The organism is Sphingobium agri, assembly GCF_023051225.1.
Lineage (GTDB): Bacteria > Pseudomonadota > Alphaproteobacteria > Sphingomonadales > Sphingomonadaceae > Sphingobium > Sphingobium agri.
On record NZ_JALKHS010000006.1, the window covers coordinates 90552 to 109740 of the forward strand.

At 59.2% G+C, this 19189-nt stretch carries 21 protein-coding genes and 1 riboswitch; of the genes, 14 read left to right on the forward strand and 7 right to left on the reverse strand.

The genetic code is table 11. From position 1 onward, the window contains the following. The first annotated feature begins 7 nt into the window (after positions 1–7). Complete coding sequence (locus MU848_RS03700) at positions 8–664, forward strand: hypothetical protein (protein ID WP_247230270.1); 657 nt, start codon at positions 8–10, stop codon at positions 662–664. A gap of 205 nt (positions 665–869) precedes the next feature. Here the strand turns inward: MU848_RS03700 and MU848_RS03705 are convergent, their stop codons facing one another. Both MU848_RS03705 and MU848_RS03710 read right to left on the reverse strand, forming a co-directional pair. Next, entirely contained in the window at positions 870–1274 is a 405-nt protein-coding gene (locus tag MU848_RS03705; protein WP_247230271.1) for a hypothetical protein, read from the reverse strand. A gap of 103 nt (positions 1275–1377) precedes the next feature. Then, a complete protein-coding gene (locus tag MU848_RS03710) occupies positions 1378–2307 on the reverse strand; it encodes a homoserine O-succinyltransferase (RefSeq protein ID WP_247230272.1) in 930 nt (309 codons plus the stop codon). A 37-nt stretch (positions 2308–2344) separates the two neighbouring features. Continuing rightward, positions 2345–2451, reverse strand: a riboswitch (SAM-I-IV-variant riboswitch). A 240-nt stretch (positions 2452–2691) separates the two neighbouring features. On the opposite strand from MU848_RS03710, the gene MU848_RS03715 reads away from it, so the two are divergent. Further along, positions 2692–3204: a DinB family protein gene (locus MU848_RS03715; protein ID WP_247230273.1), complete on the forward strand. Its 513-nt coding sequence runs from the start codon at positions 2692–2694 to the stop codon at positions 3202–3204. Between the two features lie 145 nt (positions 3205–3349). On the opposite strand, the gene MU848_RS03720 is transcribed toward MU848_RS03715, so the two are convergent. Then, positions 3350–3775, reverse strand: coding sequence for a hypothetical protein (locus MU848_RS03720; protein WP_247230274.1), 426 nt, complete (start codon positions 3773–3775; stop codon positions 3350–3352). Between the two features lie 499 nt (positions 3776–4274). On the opposite strand from MU848_RS03720, the gene MU848_RS03725 reads away from it, so the two are divergent. The 8 genes from MU848_RS03725 to MU848_RS03760 all read left to right on the forward strand — a co-directional run bounded on the left by MU848_RS03725 (position 4275) and on the right by MU848_RS03760 (position 10791). Then, the gene (locus tag MU848_RS03725) at positions 4275–5471 is read left to right on the forward strand and encodes a GGDEF domain-containing protein (protein WP_247230275.1); all 1197 of its coding nucleotides are present in this window, start codon (positions 4275–4277) and stop codon (positions 5469–5471) included. Between the two features lie 1253 nt (positions 5472–6724). Further along, on the forward strand, positions 6725–7942 hold the full coding sequence (dcm, locus tag MU848_RS03730; protein WP_247230276.1) for a DNA (cytosine-5-)-methyltransferase: 1218 nt from the start codon (positions 6725–6727) through the stop codon (positions 7940–7942). Further along, a complete protein-coding gene (locus MU848_RS03735) occupies positions 7935–8420 on the forward strand; it encodes a very short patch repair endonuclease (RefSeq protein ID WP_247230277.1) in 486 nt (161 codons plus the stop codon). Before dcm ends, MU848_RS03735 begins: the two co-directional genes overlap by 8 nt. A 66-nt stretch (positions 8421–8486) precedes the next feature. After that, positions 8487–8858, forward strand: a complete 372-nt coding sequence (locus tag MU848_RS03740) for a DUF2513 domain-containing protein (RefSeq protein WP_247230278.1) — start codon at positions 8487–8489, stop codon at positions 8856–8858. 2 nt (positions 8859–8860) lie between these two features. Then, positions 8861–9049, forward strand: coding sequence for a DUF6961 family protein (locus tag MU848_RS03745; protein WP_247230279.1), 189 nt, complete (start codon positions 8861–8863; stop codon positions 9047–9049). Positions 9050–9154: 105 nt separating this feature from the next. Beyond that, positions 9155–9796, forward strand: coding sequence for a hypothetical protein (locus tag MU848_RS03750; protein WP_247230280.1), 642 nt, complete (start codon positions 9155–9157; stop codon positions 9794–9796). A 27-nt stretch (positions 9797–9823) separates the two neighbouring features. Beyond that, entirely contained in the window at positions 9824–10216 is a 393-nt protein-coding gene (locus MU848_RS03755) for a hypothetical protein (RefSeq protein WP_247230281.1), read from the forward strand. A 47-nt stretch (positions 10217–10263) separates the two neighbouring features. Then, positions 10264–10791, forward strand: coding sequence for a hypothetical protein (locus MU848_RS03760; RefSeq protein ID WP_247230282.1), 528 nt, complete (start codon positions 10264–10266; stop codon positions 10789–10791). A gap of 62 nt (positions 10792–10853) precedes the next feature. Here MU848_RS03760 and MU848_RS03765 read toward each other — a convergent pair whose 3' ends face one another. Next, positions 10854–12203: an MvaI/BcnI family restriction endonuclease gene (locus tag MU848_RS03765; protein WP_247230283.1), complete on the reverse strand. Its 1350-nt coding sequence runs from the start codon at positions 12201–12203 to the stop codon at positions 10854–10856. Positions 12204–12725: 522 nt separating this feature from the next. On the opposite strand from MU848_RS03765, the gene MU848_RS03770 reads away from it, so the two are divergent. Continuing rightward, a complete protein-coding gene (locus MU848_RS03770; protein WP_247230284.1) occupies positions 12726–13136 on the forward strand; it encodes a thermonuclease family protein in 411 nt (136 codons plus the stop codon). A 153-nt stretch (positions 13137–13289) separates the two neighbouring features. Further along, entirely contained in the window at positions 13290–13724 is a 435-nt protein-coding gene (locus MU848_RS03775) for a hypothetical protein (protein WP_247230286.1), read from the forward strand. A gap of 174 nt (positions 13725–13898) precedes the next feature. Here the strand turns inward: MU848_RS03775 and MU848_RS03780 are convergent, their stop codons facing one another. Continuing rightward, positions 13899–14447: a hypothetical protein gene (locus tag MU848_RS03780; RefSeq protein ID WP_247230288.1), complete on the reverse strand. Its 549-nt coding sequence runs from the start codon at positions 14445–14447 to the stop codon at positions 13899–13901. 321 nt (positions 14448–14768) lie between these two features. Between MU848_RS03780 and MU848_RS03785 the strand changes: the two genes are divergently transcribed. Next, a complete protein-coding gene (locus tag MU848_RS03785) occupies positions 14769–15221 on the forward strand; it encodes a hypothetical protein (RefSeq protein ID WP_247230290.1) in 453 nt (150 codons plus the stop codon). A 94-nt stretch (positions 15222–15315) separates the two neighbouring features. Here MU848_RS03785 and MU848_RS03790 read toward each other — a convergent pair whose 3' ends face one another. Beyond that, on the reverse strand, positions 15316–15564 hold the full coding sequence (locus tag MU848_RS03790; protein ID WP_247230292.1) for a hypothetical protein: 249 nt from the start codon (positions 15562–15564) through the stop codon (positions 15316–15318). A gap of 647 nt (positions 15565–16211) precedes the next feature. Beyond that, positions 16212–17249 carry a LacI family DNA-binding transcriptional regulator gene (locus tag MU848_RS03795; protein ID WP_247230294.1) on the reverse strand — a complete coding sequence of 346 codons (1038 nt, stop codon included), beginning with the start codon at positions 17247–17249 and terminating at the stop codon, positions 16212–16214. Between the two features lie 167 nt (positions 17250–17416). Here MU848_RS03795 and MU848_RS03800 point away from each other — a divergent pair, with 167 nt between their 5' ends. Next, positions 17417–19135: a sulfatase family protein gene (locus MU848_RS03800; protein WP_247231640.1), complete on the forward strand. Its 1719-nt coding sequence runs from the start codon at positions 17417–17419 to the stop codon at positions 19133–19135. The last annotated feature ends 54 nt before the right edge of the window (positions 19136–19189 follow it).

The following is a 19189-nucleotide window of genomic DNA, read 5'->3' on the forward strand; positions in this document are numbered from 1 at the left end:
GCCGTCCATGTCGCGATATCAAGTAACGTTCTCCGTACTGTGCTTCGCGGCGATCCCGATCGGTCTTTTCGGTCTCATTAGCAAGTTTCTGAACGGCATGAATGACACGGTATTTTGGGCGTATTTGCTAGCGACATTGCTAGTAGCGGCTGCGATGTACGTAAAGCGCAAGCAGCCCATGACTGACGAGGCGATCTTTCGTTTGGCCGGTGCGCCAGAATGGCTCGCGCTCTCTCCCATGCGCCGCATGCAGATGATGTGGCTTGATTGGCCGCTTTTCTCGAAAATACGTGAAGCAGAAGCACAACGTCTCAAGGTCGAACCTTTGACCAAAGTCTTGTTTGAAGCTGATAGTTTGAAGCTCATCCCCGTAGATGCCCAGCATCGCCGCCGATATTTTTTGAAGAGGATCGCGGAGATGACACGGGTTCGAGGAATACAACTCCGCAGCTCGACAAACGGCTTCTTCTGGCCCAAATTTTTTGCGGACAAAGTAGAGTTACAGTGGCAAGGGGGCGACAAGCGGGTCTGGGAGCACATAAAAACCAAGATAAGCGACGGAGAGATTATATCCATCAGGCATTTCTACGACACACTTGAAAGCGGATATCTTTCGACGATGTCGTATGAAGACCAGCGTAATTACATGATAGGCACGAGGTAATTCGTGGTCTGCTCTTGGGAAAGAAAAATCGGCGATTGAATGTCGACAATTGGTCGCCTGCCGCTGGGAGCATTTCGGCTCTGAACCGGACTAGCGGGTTATCGGCGGCTCGAAATGATTTGCCGGCGATAATTATATTAGCGGACGGAGAGCGGACCTACAGTTTCGGCGGACAAGCTGCCAAGCCGAGCATGCGAGTTGTAGTTCATGGAAGCCGGTTTCCGCATCCGCCTTGGGCGGGGCTGCCTTCAAAATGCAGAGTGATGCTGAAGGGATACGATTTGCCTTCGCTGTCACGGCAATCTTCTTTCGCGAAGCGCATCGATAAGGCCCGCTGCTGATCATCAGCTTCCCCTGCCACAACATAAGTCCAAACAAACGTAGATTTGATCTCGCGTCCCTCAAGGGCGCGCCCAACGGTTCCCCGCCATATCTGCGGAGCCCCCTGTTCAATGAGACGCCCTTCACCATTGCGAATTTTCAGCACCCAACCCTCATCAATGCTCTTGAATGTGGCGATCTTCCGCGTTTCGGCATCCACTGTGGTCGTGCAACTCGTGCCGACGATCAACATCGCTAAACACCCCGCCCAAGTTATCGCAGTCGCCATGCCGGTCTCTCCTACTCGTCGAATTATGTCTCCGCTAATCACGTTAGAAGTGCACCATCCGTACGGCAACAAATGGTCGCCTGCCGCTGGTCGGGTCTTAACTTTAGGCTACGGTGCCGATAGGAGGATCTGCACGGATCGCGGCGACGTTGAACGGAGTGGTCTGATGGATTTCGTTTATCCAATTCCCGAACAGCAGGTGTGCCTGGCTGCGCCAACGGTTTTCGGGCGTCCGTGTGGGATCATCAACGGGAAAATAGTGTGCAGGGAGTTGTGCTGTGCCATCGCGTCGATACTCGACCGCCAGCGTATCCGTGTCATATTCGAGATGATTGAACATATATAGCGTGTGGTGCGTACGGTCATTAACGAGGCCTGCGCCTACCTCGTCGCTACCCGCTAAGACTTCCAGACTGTTCGCATCAGCTAAGGCACTTTGGCAAACTTCCGTCCAACGAGATACGGGAACATCGAACGTGTCTGAAAAGCCTCTAAGATACGGCGACATCGGAGCAAGATTGCCGTGCCGGAACACGCCGAATGCTTTGCGCGATAGGTCGCGCTTTGGTACGCCGTGGAAGTGAAATAGGGCGGCCTGCGCGGCCCAACAGATCGTGAAGCATCGATGGACATGGGTCTGCGTCCAATCGAGGATTGAGCATAGCTCCCCCCAATAGTGAACAGCGCTATAAGGTAGGCGCTCGACTGGCGCTCCCGTGATGATGAAGCCGTCGAATTTCTCCATGCTAACGTCGCTCCACGGCCGATAAAAAGCTGCCATGTGGTCGGGGGACGTATTGCGGGCGACGTGATTACTGATCCGTACAAGGGTTAACTCGATCTGGAGCGGTGTCGCTCCAAGCAGCCGCGCGAGCTGAGTTTCGGTGCTGATTTTGTCCGGCATGAGATTGAGCAGGCCGATCCGCAACGGTCTGACGTCTTGGCACACCGCGTCGGCTTCGCTCATTACCATGACGCCTTCGGCCTCCAGGATAAATCGGGCGGGAAGCTTATCAGGAATCGTTATCGGCACAGCGCGTCGCTCCTTGATAAGGTTCGACGCTCGGTGGCTTGATCCGTTTGGTTGCCGGTTCGGCCACATCCTCCTTATGGAGTGCCACCTTGCCCGGATTGGCAGGTTGGCGTTGGGCGTCGATCCCAACTCTTGATGCTGCTCTCATCTTACGTTGTTGAGGCTGACTTCGCAACGACCGGTTTTGGGTCACCAGATTGCGGACCGGAAAACAAGATGTGGTCGAGGGCGGTTGGGCAGCTCCTAGAGCGCTGCGGTGGCCAATCACGAAGAATGGCTGGGTGGATAGACGAGAAGTTTGCTTGGCTCCAGGCTGTTGGCAATGCCAAATGAATTGGATTAGCTCGATCAGATCGAAGTGGTGACTGTCAGGGGAGGACAATTATGATCGTTTCAGCCAGAGACCAGATTGCTCTAATGGCGCGGTACCACGGCTGGGCGACCGAAAGGCTTTTGAAATCCATAGCTCCGATGCCGGACGATCTTTACAGGAAGCAATGCGGCCTGTTCTTCGGCTCGGTGCATGGTAGCCTTAACCATCTACTGTTGGCTGATAGTCTCATCTGGTACCCACGGCTCAGCGGAGGTTCAGTGATTAGCCGCCCGCTCGACGCCGAAATTGAAAGCGATCGAGCCGCCCTTGAGTCCCGCCTGATCATAGCGACGGCACAATGGCCGAGGTTAATTGAAAGCCTCGATGAGATCGCGCTGAGCGGTGACCTGCATTTTGTCATGACTACGGGGCAGCCTCGCATTCTATCAATGGCGGCCGCGCTCTTCCATGTCTTCAACCATGCCACCCACCATAGGGGGCAGATTACCGCTGCGATGTCGATGATGGGCTTCGAATATGAGCCACTCGACTTGCCTCAATTAATCTACTCGGAACTCGCGTAGCGGACGCTTTGCCTCGCTGCGTCGCCCAAAACCAGCGACCGGTACTGGGGCGGTAAGATCCTCTGTTGAAGGGCCAAAAATAGTCGCTTTCCGCCTTGTCATCCTAGGTATGGGGCGCGTCACTGCGGGCGTCTGTCGCGCTCCTTCAATCCACCGTATCAGTGATCCCGGCTCGTTGCTCATACCTTCTAGCCCGCGCAGAAATGACATCGGCAACAGTGATGTGTTCAACCGGCTCCCCCTTTTTTGGCTGAGCCTCTTCTCCTTCTTTCAGCATAATAGCGATCAAGTAACAGCTATTTGCCTGCGGAATTCCAAGATAGAGTGTCGTAAAACAGCGTGTCTTAATCACCGCCAGATTGGGAAATCCCTTCGCCCGCGCCATCAGTGCTGCCTTCTCGCGGATAGCTGTAGGCAAGTCGAAGGGAGTATGGGGATCAGCGGTGGCATAAGTTCTAATCTGATCATTAGAGAGGTAGCGTCCTTCCGCTACACCGTCTGCTGGCATCTTGAACAATGCTCCGAACCCGCCTTGGGCAAGGGCAGGTATGGAGATGGTGAATAGTGCCATGACACAAATATATAGGTATCGCATTGCCTTCACATGTGCCCCTAGTGGTCTAGCGAACGAACCGGACTCATGACCGCTTATGGGCAGATTTATTCCCGGTATGAAGGGCAAATTTGGTCGACAGCGACCCGGCGGCTCTCCTTGATAAACTCTGGATTGTGGCGGTTGATTCAGCGCAATCCCCTTCGATCCATCTTCCTGAGCAATCCACCATTGCCAGTCCCAAGGGAGAACTGCCCGCCATACCGTCGGCCGCTCGGTGCCTTGACGCCGCAATCATCGTGTGGTGCCCACAATGCATCGTAATCAATTCTGTCAATGTGAGGGCCCCAAACGCTCCCAGCGCTACTTTGGCCTGCCCACGTACCCGGACTATCCGTCAGCTCGGAGCCAGTTCAACCCCCGAATTTTCGGGCGCCACGTCACAGGTCACCTCCTTTCGCTGCAACTCAGCGCGTGCTTAATGTTTTTTCAAGACGCTCTGGGCAGGCAGAGCGCCATGCATCAAAGTGGCAAAGACAGATCTGATCGAGCCAGGCTTGGCTCACGGCTGCGCGCGGCCCAGTGGCTCTTCAATCCGGCAGATGACGTTGACGAGGTTGGCCGCGCGTTCCTGCTGGGGCAGCTTCTCACCTCGCCTTTGGCGGCACTGCTGGGATCCTTCAGTACCCTGGTCATATTATTGACTGCGTGGTTCCGCAGCGAATACCCCATCTGGTGGCTGTTCATCGGTGTTGAGGCGGCGATTGCCGCCTGCCGCGTGATAGAATGGCAGCGTCGCCTTCAGCGACAGCTGCGCAGCTCGACAGAGCTGCCCACGATTGACAGATCCGTTCTTCTATCCGTCACATGGTGCGCGCTGCAGGGGCTGATTGCATTCACCACCCTCTCCTCCGGAGATCTTGTCCTCAGCGTTCTTTCAGCGAGCCTTGTCATGGCGATGGTCGGGCCAATCTGCGCCCGCAACTATGCCGCTCCCCGGTTTGCATTCCTGCTCATCCTCCTGTGCGTTATCCCGTTTGTCGCCGGCGCGATGACATCTGGCGAGCCATGGCTCCTTGTGATCGTCCCGATCACGCCGCCTTTCCTGCTGGGTGCAATGCAGGTCATCATGACCTTTCATCGGTCCATGATACAAACTCTCGCCGCGCAGGCTCAGGCGCGCCATCTGGCGGAACATGACTCTCTTACCGGTGTCCTCAACCGGCAGGGGATGGATCAGGCGCTTGGCCGGATAGTCCCTGACGCAGAGCGGCAGATGGCCCTCATCAGCATTGATCTGGATGGCTTCAAGCAGGTGAACGATCGGTTGGGGCACGGTGCTGGAGACCTCCTGCTCACTCAGGTGGCACATCGCCTGCGCGACGCTCTTCGCGCAGGCGATCTCCTGGCCCGTGTGGGGGGCGACGAGTTCATGATTGTTGTGCGGGGAATGGCGCCGGACGAAGTCGGCCCGTTCGCCGACCGACTGATCACCTCCGTTTCACGCTACCCGTACGACACCGGCAAGGGCGTGCCAGCGCGGGTGGGCGCCAGTATCGGATTTGCCTGCCTGCCGGAAGATGCGGCAGATACCGTGGAACTCAGACTCAGGGCAGACGAAGCTCTCTATGCCGCCAAGGACGCGGGGAAAGGGGTGGGAAGACGTTATGGTAAACTTGCCGCCGCAGCTCCTCCCCTTGCGTGGAGGGCTTAGATAGGAAGCTGCCTTCGCCTCACTATCGCAGCAGCATGTCAGCTTTCAGGAGCGCGGGCTACGACCATCCACGGCAATTTCTGGTCGTCTCTGGTCCGGCCGCTTTATCCGCAAGGGAAGGCCGTTTTTCTGAGCCGGATGTCGCTGACAAGCTATTCTGAATTCGGCCGTTGTCAGCCATGCTCTCACGGTGGCAATCGGCCGACAAGGATGGCTCTATACCCCATGTTCTGCAGGGCTGATGTCGGCGCAATTGAATGCATTGCTCCGTTCTGGCCAGGTTACCTGAACCTTCCATCAATCTGGCCTTTCCTGGCCATCTCGTTCCCTCTACCTTCATCTTGGGAACGACACTTCCCTCAACTTCAGCCCCGCCGTCGCGTCTGCTTCAGTGGGGCTTTTTTTCCTGCTCGAACATCGCGATGAACTCCTGCAAATCGGGCCGACGGGTGTGACAGATCCAACAGGGATCAGGTGGAGTGAAGATGGCTCAGGCAGATGTTTGCGCATGTGAAACAGGGCAGCGGGCGCTCCTCGGCATGGCAGTGGCCGCCAGTGCCGCACAACTGCTTCCGAAAAGCTCGTGCCCGGGCCCGGTAGTGGCGACTATGGCTGGCTGGGCTGCGGGCAGCAGGGCCTTCGTCAGTGCGCACCGCGGCCTGCGGGCCTCAGAGTTCATCAACGTCATGGTCAACTATAGATTCGCGCCCGATCAGGTTTCGTCGGCAGTTCATCGGGATCCTGGCTGATCGGCGCGGCAGTTCAGCAGAAAATGCTGGCACTGACCCGGATCAGGATGCTTCGGCGGCCGGGACCATTGCATAAAGCTCCCTGCTTACAGGGTGAAGGTAGACCACTAACCCTGCCTCGGCATTTTCGGCCGCAAGGTTAAGAAGCGTGGGCCGGCCAGCCTCGGGCATCGTGAAATCAGCTGATGTCCTGAGCAGCTCCAGCATTTCCCCCGGCAGAGGTCGGAATTTGAGCTCCTGTGGCTGCCACAGCCTGTCCATCCATGGTACGAGTTCATGCTGCGCGGCAACTGTTCGTGCGGCCGCGTCCAGGTGCGGATCATCTGTCGGTGAGTTGACCATGCACTCTGATGGCCCCGAACCCTGTTCGGCGCAACTGAAACATAAGCAGAACATAATCCCCTTGCCCGGCGGGACTCTCCGTGCCATGAGGTCATCCGTTCACCCAGAGGGTGAAAGTGACGCAATTGGGGGTGCAGCATGTCAGATGGCGGTTTCGGGGCAGTGTTCGCGCGGTCGGGCCTGTCGCTCGAACAGGCGGAGGAGGAACTGGGGGTCTCCACACGCCAGATCCGCCGCTATGTTGCTGGTGAAGCGGAGCCGCCCAAGCTCGTACGGGAACGGGTGGAGCATCTTGCCACCACGCGCCTTGCTGCCCGACCGCCAGCACGCTTCCGGTTCATCGACCTGTTCGCGGGCATCGGCGGACTTCGCCTCGGCTTTGAGGCGATCGGCGGCCGCTGCGTGTTCACCAGCGAATGGGACCGCTGGTCGAATGAGACCTACCGGAAGAACTTTCCCGACGATCCGAAAGAGCACAGGCTGGTCGGCGACATCCGCCCCTATGGTGCTGATCCTTCGCTCATTCCTGAACATGATGTGCTGCTTGCCGGCTTCCCCTGCCAGCCATTCTCTCTTGCGGGTGTCTCAAAGAAGAATTCCCTCGGCCGCGCGCATGGTTTTGCTGACGAGAAGCAGGGCAATCTGTTTTTCGAGATCGAGTCCATCCTGCGCCATCACCGCCCGGCTGCCTTCCTGCTCGAGAATGTGAAGCATCTCCAGCGTCATGACCGGGGCAACACCTTCGAGGTGATCCGCCGAACGCTCGAGGATGAGCTCCAGTATAAAATCGACTTCCGGGTCATCAGCTCCGAGCCGTGGGTGCCGCAGAAGCGCGAGCGCATCTTCATCGTCGGTTTCAGGGAAGAGGTAGGCTTCAGCTTCGATGATTTTGACCGGATGATCCCGAAGCAGAAACTGTGGCCGAAGCTTGGCAGCATTCTCCAGTCCCACAACGAGATCGATGCCAAATACACGCTCACGCCGCGGCTCTGGGAGTATCTGCAGGACTACAGGGCCAAGCATGAGAAGGCCGGCAACGGCTTTGGCTACAGCATGTTCGGCCCGGAGGGTGTCACCCGGACGCTGTCCGCCCGCTACCACAAGGATGGATCGGAGGTTCTGGTTGAACAGAAGGGCACGCGTCCCCGTCGTCTGACCCCCACCGAGTGCGCGCGCCTGATGGGGTTTGAGCATGGCAGCCGGAAATGGCTTCGCTCGGAGAAGGTTTCCGACACTCAGGCCTATCGCCAGTTCGGCAATGCGGTCGTCGTTCCAGTGGTCGAGGCGATCGCCCGCTTCATGGAGCCCAGCCTCATGGAGATGCTCGAGATCGACCGCGCGCAGAGAGCCGCACCGGCAAAACGGCGCGCCGTTGGCTGACATCGTCACGCCCGAGGTCCGCAGCCGGATGATGGCCGGCATCGGGCCAAAGGATAGCAAACCTGAAATGATCATCCGGCGGGGGCTACATGCCCTTGGCTGGCGTTACCGGCTTCACGCAAAAAACCTGCCCGGCAGACCCGACCTGGTTTTCCCCCGACGGCAGGCCGTCATCTTTGTGCATGGCTGCTTCTGGCATGGACATGACTGTCCGCTGTTTCGCTGGCCTGCGACGCGCGATGAGTTCTGGCGCGCCAAGATCAGCGGTAACGTCGCGCGCGACCGGCGGGTGCGCGATCAGCTGCTCACCAGCGGCTGGCGGGTGCTGGATGTCTGGGAATGTACGATGCGGGGCAGGGGACGTCGCCCGCCTGAAGATGTGCTGACGGAATGCGTGCGCTTTCTTGAAGGTGAGTGCCGCCACGCCAGTGTGGGTGGTGATCGGACCGTCATCGGGGAGGAGAAGGCAGCTCGCTGAAGCCCGCCTGGTGCCCGATGAATTTTTCTGCTGTCCTATTTGATCATGGTTTGTTCTCATGCCCGCATGAAACGCAATCCCGATCTGATTCGCGATCTCATGCTGGCCCTTGAAGCTGCAGAAGGAGCCGAACTTCTGCGTGTGCCAGATGTCTCGGGATATCCGCGGCATGAGATCGATCACCACTTCAGGCTGCTGGTGGAAGCCGGCCTCGCCTCTGCCGCTCACGTGTCATCTGACGGTCGGCGCTGGGTTGCCGTCCGGCTGACATGGTCGGGCCATGACTGGCTCGACACCATCCGTGACGGGCGGGTGTGGATACATACGAAAGCGGCGATGAAGAAGACCGGCTTCTGGTCGCTCGAGACAATGGGCGTTATTGCGCGTTCCATCATCCTGGAGCGCCTTGAGGCGCTGGGTATCGGACCGAACCTGTGAAGATGACCGAGGATGACATCGCGCTGGGAGCCGCCATGATGCTGCTGAGGCGGCATGGAGACGGGGCTGCCGTCAGGGTGGCGGAGCGGATTGGGGAGCTGGCGCTCGCCGGAGATCAGGAGGGTGTCCTGTTCTGGAAGCGGGTGGCTCTGAAGATGGATCAGATTCTTCGTCCAGGCGCAGTCCAGTAGAACAGACGGACGTTCAGCGGCACCGGACAGGCTACTTGACATCCCCGGGGTAGCAGGCGACATCCCGGTATGACCTTGGGGAAGGTCAAAAAGGGGGGGATTTCAATGAGATTGATCCATGTTGCGCTGCTGTGCGCAGCGGCGTCGTCGACTCTGGCCGAAGCGCAGGTCGCGGTACCGCCGCCATCCGCCGCGCTGGCCGTGGGTCCCGCAGCAGCCAACATTCTGCGCACCGGCACCGAAATCCAGCTGAAGATGGAAGAGCCGCTGACAACCGAAGGCAAGAAGCTGCGGGTCGGTCAGCACTTTCGTCTGTCCGTGATCGAACCGGTGACCGTCGGCGGCCAGATCGTCATCCCGGTAGGCGCGCCTGCAATGGGAGAGGTGACCGAGGTCCGCAACAAGGGGATGTGGGGCAAGTCGGGTCACCTTACCGCCTCGCTCCTCCACGTCAGCGTCAATGGCCGCCAGATCCGGCTGAGCGGCACCTTCGATGACAAGGGTGTGACCGGAACCGCGGGCGTGGTCGCTGCGGTGGCATTCGTCCCTGTCGTCGGCTTCTTCACCACCGGAACCAGCGCGAAGATTGCCGCAGGCTCACAGGTGAAGGGTTTTATCGGTGAGGACGTGCCTCTGGTGTTTGCTGAAGCGGTGACTGCTCCGGCCATGACGGTTCCTGTCGCTGCCGCTGTGTCTGCGCCAGCTGCGGCGCAGCCGGTCGCCACGCCAGCTGCGACTGCTCAATAATCCGCTCAATCAAGAAGGACCGAGATCATGCGTTTCATTCTGTCTGCCGCTTTTGCGCTCGCCGTTGCTGCTCCCGCGCTTGCCCAGCCCGCTCCGGCGCAGCCGGTGATGAATGAGGAGGTCGGGGTGCCAGTGTTTCCCTATGACATCACCGACAGGCCCTATGAAGTGCTTGGCGAGGTGAAGGCCGGGGTGCGCAAGGCCACCATCTTCAGCAAGTCCTCTTCCCAGGACAAGATCTACGGCGAGCTGTGGGAGCGCGGAAAGAAGCTTGGTGCAGACGCCGTCATCAAGGCGCAATATGGCGATGCTCACGTGTCGGCGTTCAGCTGGGGCAAGACCAACGCGACCGGTGTTGCGATCCGTTTCCTGCCTGCTGGCAGCGTACCGGCAGCAGCAGCTGCTCCCGCAGCCAACTGATCGCCATGCTCCGCGCAGCCCTGACGGCCTTCCTTCTCTGTGCGAATGTGACGGCGGCCGCTCAGCATGCCGTCACCACAGCTCCGCCGCCGGCGCCTGCGATCGTCCCTCCACCACCTCGCTGGGTGCAGGGGACGGACGTGGAGCTGATGGTGGTCAGGGAGGTGAACAGCCGGTCCGCGAAGGCCGGTGACCGGTTCAGGCTGCGCGTCAACGCTCCGGTCCTGCTGGACGGGGCCACGGTGATCCCGATCGGCTCCAGTGCCTGGGGAGAGGTCATCTCTGCCAAGGGGACTGGAGCTGCTGGCGGAAAGGGGCAGCTCAGTCTGCGTCTCCTCCACGTCGATACCGCCTGGGGCCCGGTGCGGCTTACCGGTACGAAAGGCGCCGAAGGCGACGCGAACACCGGGGGAGTGATCCTGGGTGTGCTGGGCTTTGGGCTGCTGGGGCTGCTGAACAAGGGTGGCAATGCCAGCTTCAAGGCAGGAGACATCATCCACGCCAGTATCGCTGACGGCGAGTTGCCCGCTGTTGCCCCGCTGGAAGTCAGCGCCGCCGCCCCGCTCGCCCCCTGACGCGCCGGGGCGGCAGCGATGATGGCCGTTTCATGCGCTGATCCATACCGAAGCGTCTCCGATCAGACAGTGACAGTGGCAGATTCTGCGTACAGAAGCGACATCGCCTGTGGCAGCTGGCCTGCATTGATACGCCACTGAGAGCGGACCTTGGGGCGGCCATCAGCATAGATGGTGTCAGCAGGGTCGTAAAAGACGATGCCCTGATCGATCGCCCGCAGCAGCCGCCACACGTCGGTGCCGCGCCCCTGCACCCAGCTGCGTGAATAGCGATATTCCGCGCCATTCTCACCGTTGCGGCTGTCGAAGGTGATATAGAGCGCGTTCGCGTGCTTGGCATTCCAGCAGTTCGCGAGCTTTTCGAGAGACCAGCCTGCCGCGACTTCGCCCGTGTCCTGATGGTAGAGCTCAACCGCAACGGTTTCGGCATCGCCAAAGCTGTCATCCTCCCGGCAATAGCCGGTGACGCGCAGACCCAGACCCGTCTTTGTGTTCACGGCGCCGCTCTTATGCAGACCCGTGAAGCGAAGGGAGCCGTCGCCTTTCTGACCCGGAACTCCGAAACGCTCCATGAAGACGCGGAACGTCGATCTGCCCTGAAAACCAAGATCAGGGGTAGGGGTCATGAGACTGATCCGGCTTCCCGAAAAGCTCTTGATCTCGAAGCCGTGGCGGTCGGGTGCCTTGTGGCCGTTGGCTGCCACTCCAAGCAGCGCTTCCAGCGTATAGCCGCCGCCCTGCGCGCCTGTGAACGGCTGAATGACGCCGCGGCTGTTGATGCGGGACCAGTGCCATCCACCCTGAACAATTGCCGAGAGTTCCTGCCGCAGCAGTTCGGCCGGATCCGCGCCGGCTGGGCCATCGACGGTGAGAACCCGCAGAACGCCCTTCGATGAGGCGAGCGGCAGTTCGGGGAAGTCGGCAACGAGGGCATCGTCCCGCGCCGTCAGGACGAGGCCGACGACCTTTCCGTCAGCAGCGGTTCCCATGACGAGGATCCGTTGCCCGAACTCTGCCTGCAGCCGTCGCCGCAGAGCGGGAGGGCCGTCCTCGCATCCGCTGAGAAAGCCCGACATCCGCACTTCGGGATACTGGAAATAGTCGATGATCCGGGTGTTGGGCGCATCGTAGCGTGCCCCGTTTCCGCCGAGCCAGGCAAAGTCGATCCGGGCCTCAAGCTTCGGTTTCCCGGCAGAAGACCTGCGTTTGGCAACGCTTTCGCTGGCGGATCTTACTTCGATTTCGGCAGGGAAGAGGTTGGTGACGCCATCGAGGCCACCGCCCAGATAGATCTGGTTCTTCTCATTGTCCTGCTTCGGCGAAAGCAGCTTTACATAGGCGGTGCGGACGCCCTGTCCCTGTAGCAGGGTCACAAGCTGCTGAATTGTGGAAATGCCAGCCATCGCAGGCATATACGGTGTTGATCATGGGCTGAACAGAGGCCGGGATTGCGGGCCAGCTATAGGCCGCTGTGGGAAGGCGCTGTCGTGATGTCCTGTTCTGGCTGCAGGACCCAGGCTCATGTCCGTTCTGCTGTTGCAACGGCGGGAAGTTGGCGACATGGGCCCTGAGGCAGATCAGTATTTTATGGGGGAAGCTGGCAGTGCAGACCGGGAAACAGAGTGGGCGCCCGCTATGGCCTCTCCTTACGACCGTCACTCTTGTCGCGGTGATGCTGTACGTCGTTCGGGAGAGGGGAGATCGCCCATGGCCGATCGAACTGGGCGTGTTCGTCGGTACATGGGTGTGTATAGCGGCGTTTGCGCTGCTCGGACGTGCCCTGTTCCGGCGCAGGGCAGGCTGATCTCGCTGTGAAGAGGGCAAGGTCGAACGGTCCTTCGCAGCGTCAGTGGCGCGCGATGAAGCGGGCCAGGCAGAGACAGCTGCGACCCGCCGGATCGCGCTGGCCCGTCGTGCCCATCGTGATCGTGGGCATGGCTGTGTTTCTTGCCTGGTGGTGGCCGTCTGCCAAGCCGCTGCAGGCCTTTGATCAGAATGGTGACCGGTTCTTCTGCCAGGTGGCGTCGGTCACTGACGGGGACACACTTCGCTGCGCCGACGGAACCCGCGTCCGGCTCCATGCCGTGGCGGCAAGGGAGAGCGATGAAGGCTGCTCTCCGGGGCATCCCTGTCCGTCAGCCTCGGGCGCTGCGGCGACAGCCGCGCTCCGCGAACTTGCAGGAGGGCAGGGGCTGCAGTGCATGCGCACGGGCACCAGCTATAACCGGGTCACGGCGATCTGCAGCAACGAGGCAGGGGTCGAGATCAACTGTGCGATGGTACAAAGCGGCAATGCAGTGATCTGGGAGCGCTACAATTCGGAAAGGCCCATCTGCCAAAGGTGAGTTTTGGCCGATAGGCGAATGTCGGCTTTGGAGACGGGACGTGTGGATAGCTGCCCTTCGCCCCGCGTCGGCTATCGACCGATAGCGGACGAAAGATGGCGTTTGCGTAGCAACCATTTGCGGACATTAGCCGCAACAATGTAGCTCTACGTAATGACAAAAACGCGCGTTATCCTGTTACCAATCATGCTGAGCCTGATGGCTCCGGTGTCGGTGTTTGCCTGTGCGGTCAGGCGTCCTCCACATGATCCCAGTAAGGTGCCTTCCGATGTGATCGTCGAAGGACGTGCGGGCCGCGTCGAAAGCGAAGGCAACGGGTCTTTCGACGCCACCACGGTCAGCATCGACAAAATATGGCTGGGGACTACAAAACTCAGATCAGTCACACTGTCGTGGCCCACAGGCCCGACTATGTGCCCGCCTGAACAGCCCCCAAAGAGCGGCTCACGGCTGATGATTTACATGCGCGAGAAGAACAATGAGCTTGTTCCGATCGCTTGGCTGTTCCTGAAGCACGCCCCGAATAGGGCTGCAATTGAGGCGACGAACGGGATGGCAAGAAAATGGGCTTCCGAAGGCAAGAATTAGACAGTCCGCTACCCACCCTGAATAGACATACCCGCCACCGATTTGCGCTTCCAGGCGAGCGGACAGACGGCTTTGCGGTGATCGACGATGTCGTTGGCCGTCAGGAATGTCGATCGTGGGTGGATTGAGGACTGTCGGGTAACGGCGAAACTGGATGGAAGTCGGACGTAGACCCTAATGCTTGGGATGATATTTCAAGCCTGTATATCCCCTGTCGGCTGCAACGACCCAAAAGGTGTCGTGAAAGCCATTTCCAGTTCGTGTTGTGCCGCCCCTGAAAACGTAATCTCCCACCCTTACAGGAAGCGGACGCACACTCTGGGTCCAGTACGCATTCAGTTGATTGGCAGCCCAATTCCTTTCCGCTTGTGAACCGTGCGGAGCGGCAATCTGCATCAACCGAGTGATCAAAGCGCGCCGATCCCTAACTGGTGTGTAAGGATAGAGGTCTGGACTGTTCATGACGAACTCCTTCAGAACCCCGCCCGCACCAAGATAATAGGTGGCAAACCGACCGCCCGTTGGCGTTTCATAAATCACCTTTGTCATCCCGGCGCGCGTCGGCCCGATGGGAGATGCTGTAGATTTTTTGAGATTGTTTATTTCGAGGTGATCCTTCCCAGCTTCTACTAACGCTTGGGCCTGCTGCTCGCTTATCGGCTTAGCGGTAGCGATACCGGAGCCAATCCCCGCTAAAATCACAAGAGTAAGGCGAAAAGGCATGGTGCCGCTCTACGGCATAACGCCTTCGCAAAGCAATTCCTGTGCCTGTGCCTGTGCCAGCTTATATCTCGCCTTCCGATGCATCGTTCTCGCGTCTGAATTCGGTAATAGCTTGGGCCCGAACAGACGGCCAAAACTGGTCGCCTGCTGCTGGACAGCTTTCCAATCCTGAACCGGACCAGCGGGTTGCCGGTGCAGCGAAGAGATTTTCGGGCAAGGAACGTCGATGCCGGGTGGTTTCGCGACAGTCAGCTTTGCAGCCACTTCGACAATAAAGCGGACTTTTACGGATATTTAAAAAGAGTTTGCCTTACTCTCATCATGGAGCCAGACCTCAGCATCGCACAATCTTTAAAAGTCGCATTTTTGTCGGCGTTTGCCGGATGCTTTTTATCAACGATCATCTTTTGCTGTGGCATTCTTGCGACGGCGGATGGAATGTTTAGTTTGAAGGGCATCATTGCAGTGCAGATGTGGGGAGCGCTAGTCGGCACAATGGCATTGCTTCTTTCAATCCCCGCAGCGTTAATTTTGGGCACCCCCCTACATTGTATTCTTACTCTCCAATTCGCTGCCAATCCGAAGTCGTATGCAGTGTTATTCGCACTGATTGGCGCGGCCGTCGGATGGATCATATTTTTGGTCATGTTCAGCGATGGACTAGGTTCAACTATTGAAATGGCAAAATATGCCTGCCCCCTCTACGGTGCGGGAGTAGCTGGAATAATGCCTCTGACGGCAGCATGGCTGAACAAGTTTATTGATCTACCATAGTGTGTCCGGTTGCCGGAAAAGCTCAACGTCCAGTTTATGGCAACTTTCGGTCGTGTGCCGACCTGCGGCTATCGAGGAAAGGTCAAAGATACCATCACGGCATCTCGATTTCCTGTTCTGTGCCCGGTGGATGCTCCTCCAGCTTCATCAGCCAACCTTCGGAGCTTCTATGTAGTTCGATCTCAAAGGTCGGCCCCTCTCGACCGCTATTCATATACCAGCAGAGCACCCTATCGCGCTCAACGGCGAGAAATTGGATGAAATTCATATCGACATAGGAGCCGATACGGTCTGCTATCGCCGCCGCAATGTCTAGAGCGCCAATGCGCGAAGGAGTGGTCATACACTGTTCTATGACCGCTTTCAGGATTGTGGAAGCTGTGATTAAGGGGCCGTCATTGGCGCGAAGCAGAACGTCAGGTTGAACATACTCGACGTTATCGCACTTTCCGGCCAAAAATGGCTGCCGCTTGGCCGCACCGCCGGTGGAAGGGCCAAGGTGCAAACCGACCCTTTGTGGCCGTTCCGCCGCCCATTTTCCGTCTCCAGATGCGGTCCGTCTGCTTACCCGTTCCGGATGTCCAAACCAGCCTTTCCTAACAGTTTGTCCCGTCAGCGACGCGATGTCGCCACTGGCGAATGGGCAACCTTAGCTGAGTTCCCCGTGGTCATGTCAGTTGCGCGATCAATTCGTCTGTTCGCTTCCGTAGTAATTGAAGGAGTTGGGGATCGCAGTTGCCGGCGATGTTGCGCAACTCATCTTGATCCGCATGACGATCGAACAGCATTTTATTGAGGCCGGGTTACCGCGGGTAACGCAAATAAGTGTAGCGATCGTTCCGCACACCTTCCGAACTGGGCAAGCCAGACTCGACCCCTTTCGAGTAGTTGTACAGCTGTGGGAGATAGTGTTCATAAAGGAAATCAGTGCGCCAGACGCGCGGTGTCTGCCCTCTCAGAAGCGGCGACCCAGCAATGTGAAGTTGAAGTTCAGTCAGCTTTTCGCCCCGTGCTTTGTCGAACCATTAACTCGACCGCGCAAAGACAGGACTCCCCGCCTTCAGTAATCAACTCTACAGCCTTTTTTGCCATCAGGTCGAGCGGCTGGCGGATGGTGGTGAGCGGCGGCCAGGCGAATTGCGCGGCGGCCCCATCATCGAAGCCCGCGACGGACAGCGCATCGGGAACCGGCAGTCCCCGCTCCTGCGCGCCGATCATGACACCATGCGCATATTCGTCATTGAAGGCGAAGATGGCGTCGGGGCTGTCCGGGCCGTCGAGCAGAAACCGGGCCGCGGTGCGGCCAGAGAGCATGGTCGATCCCTCCCAGCGGAAGGGGGCGAGCTTCACTGCGGAGGCGGCGGCGCCCTGTCCGGCCAGGCATTGGAGGAATATCTCATTGCGCCGATGGAGATAGGGCCGGCCCGGCGGCGGCGTGCATAGCCCGAATGTCCGGTGCCCGAGCGACCAGAGATGATCGAAAAGGGCGATAACCCCGGCGCTCTCATCCGCCAGAACCGCAGGCGATCGGCCTTCAGCATCGGCGGGCGCGATCAGGACATGCGGCATTGCGTCAGCGGTCAGGCGATCGATCAGCTGCCGGTCATTGGACAGCGGTGGGGCCAGGATGACGCCGTCGCACCGGGTCTGGCGCAGGCTGATGTCATAGCGTTCGAGCGCCGAGGCACTGCTGTCGGCCTCATATTGTTCCAGCAGCAGATGATAACCCTTGGCAGCGCAGGCCGCGGCGGCGCTGCGGAACAGGTCGGCATGATAGAGCGAGCTGTGATCGGGAAGGAAAATCGCGATCAGATAGGATTTCGCCGCCGCCAGCGACCGGGCGGCGAAGTTGGGGCGGAAGCCGGTTTGCCTGATCGCGGCCTCCACCTTCTCGCGCGTTGCCTCGCTGACATGGGGGTCGTTGGCGATGACGCGCGCAACCGTCTTGCCCGACACGCCTGCGAGGCGGCCGACCTCTTCCTGGGTGACGCCAGGCCCTTTCCTGCGCGGAGATGCGCCTTGTTCCATGGATTGCTCATAGCGGGCGGGGGCGGTCCCTGTCCATCTTTGTTGTCAGCGCTGACATAGGGCGTTAAGCTGCCCGCTCGACGATTATTTCAGGGAGGATTCGGGTGGCATCGATACGGCGGAAAATCATCGGCGCGGCTGCGCTGATCGGTGCGGTGTGTCTGCCGATGGCTGGCTCGGCGCGGACCCCTTCCGCTGCGCCTGCGGGAAAGCAGAGCGAGGCGCCCCAGACCCGGCCGCGCAACATCATCTTCATCATATTGGATGACCTGCGCTATGACGGCATGGGCTTTCTGCAGCCGCAGATCCGCACGCCCCATATCGACAAGCTGGCCAAGAGCGGGACCTATTTTCCCAACACGGTGGTCACATCATCGCTTTGCAGCCCCAGCCGCGCGACAATCCTGACCGGCCAGACCGCCCGCAATCATGGCGTGGTCGATAACAACAACTCGTCGGAAAAGGGCCTGACTTACTTCCCCAGCTATCTGCAGAGGGTGGGTTATCAGACCGCCTTCATCGGCAAATGGCATATGGGGCAGGACAGCGACGCGCCCCGGCCGGGCTTCGACAAATGGATCAGCTTCTCCGGCCAGGGCCATTATTATCCGACCGAGGGCATTCCGGCGGACCAGGTGGCCAAGGGCCGCGTCAACATGCTGAACGTCGATGGGAACAAGGTCCCCCAACGCGGCTATATCACCGACGAATTGACCGACTATGCGATGAGCTGGTTGCAGAAGGAGCGTGATCCCAAAAAGCCCTTCTTCCTCTATCTCAGCCATAAGGCGGTCCATTCCGACCCGCTGCCCCCGCCCCGCTATGCGCATCAATATGACAAGGTGAACTTCAAGTTGCCTGCGAGCGCGGCGAACACGCCCGAAAATTACAAGGGCAAGCCGATGTGGGTCTATAACCAGCGCAACAGCTGGCACGGGCTCGACTTCTTCTACAATAGCGACATGAAGATGGAGGATTATCTCCGCTATTATTACGCCACCCTGTCGGCCGTCGACGACAGCGTGGGGCGGATCATGGCCTATCTGAAGAAGCAGGAGCTGGAGAAGGACACGCTGGTCGTCTTCACGTCCGACAATGGTTACCAGATCGGCGAGCATGGCCTGATCGACAAGCGGACCGCCTATGAGCCGTCCGTCAAGGTGCCGATGATCATGGTCGAACCCGGCACGGTGCCGGCGGGCGTCGTCAATCCGGGCCGGCTGCGCAACCTCGACTATGCGCCGACCTTCCTGGACCTGGCGGGAGCCGAACGCCCCCCGCAGTTCGAAGGGCAAAGCGCCTGGCCGCTCATCACCGGCAAGGTCGCGGCCAAGGATTGGCAGGCGCCCGACTTCGTCTATGAATATTATTGGGAATGGTCTTTCCCCATGACGCCGGGAACCTTCGCCATTCAGCGCGGGGACCTCAAATATATCCAATATTACGGCATCTACGACATGGACGAGCTATATGATGTGGCGAAGGACCCGAACGAGATGCACAATCTGATCGACGATCCGGCTTATGTGAACGCAAAGGTCGAATTGCGTTCAGCGCTTTACAAGCAGCTGGCGGATCGGGACGGGCGGCATATCATCCCCTATACCGGTCGCATGTCCATCGGCAGCGTACGGCGCAGGATCGGCGGCACCGACGCAGCGCCCTTCCCGCAGCAGTGGTTCGTCGAGCCCAACCGCGCCGACCGGGCGGACGACATCGTGCCGGACGGCGGGTTCAAGCAGAAGCTGCACGCGCAGGGCAAAGCCTTCCTGCACATGCCGATCCTGGGTCAGGGCCGCAATCGGGTCGACGTGCTGGCGGCGGAGATGCAGAAGCTGCAGGAAAAGAAGTCCGGCGCGCAGGCCCCGGAGAAGCCGGAGCAGTAGGACCGCCAAGCCATAGTTCTGGACAAGACGGCCGAGAATGATCTTTCGAGACAT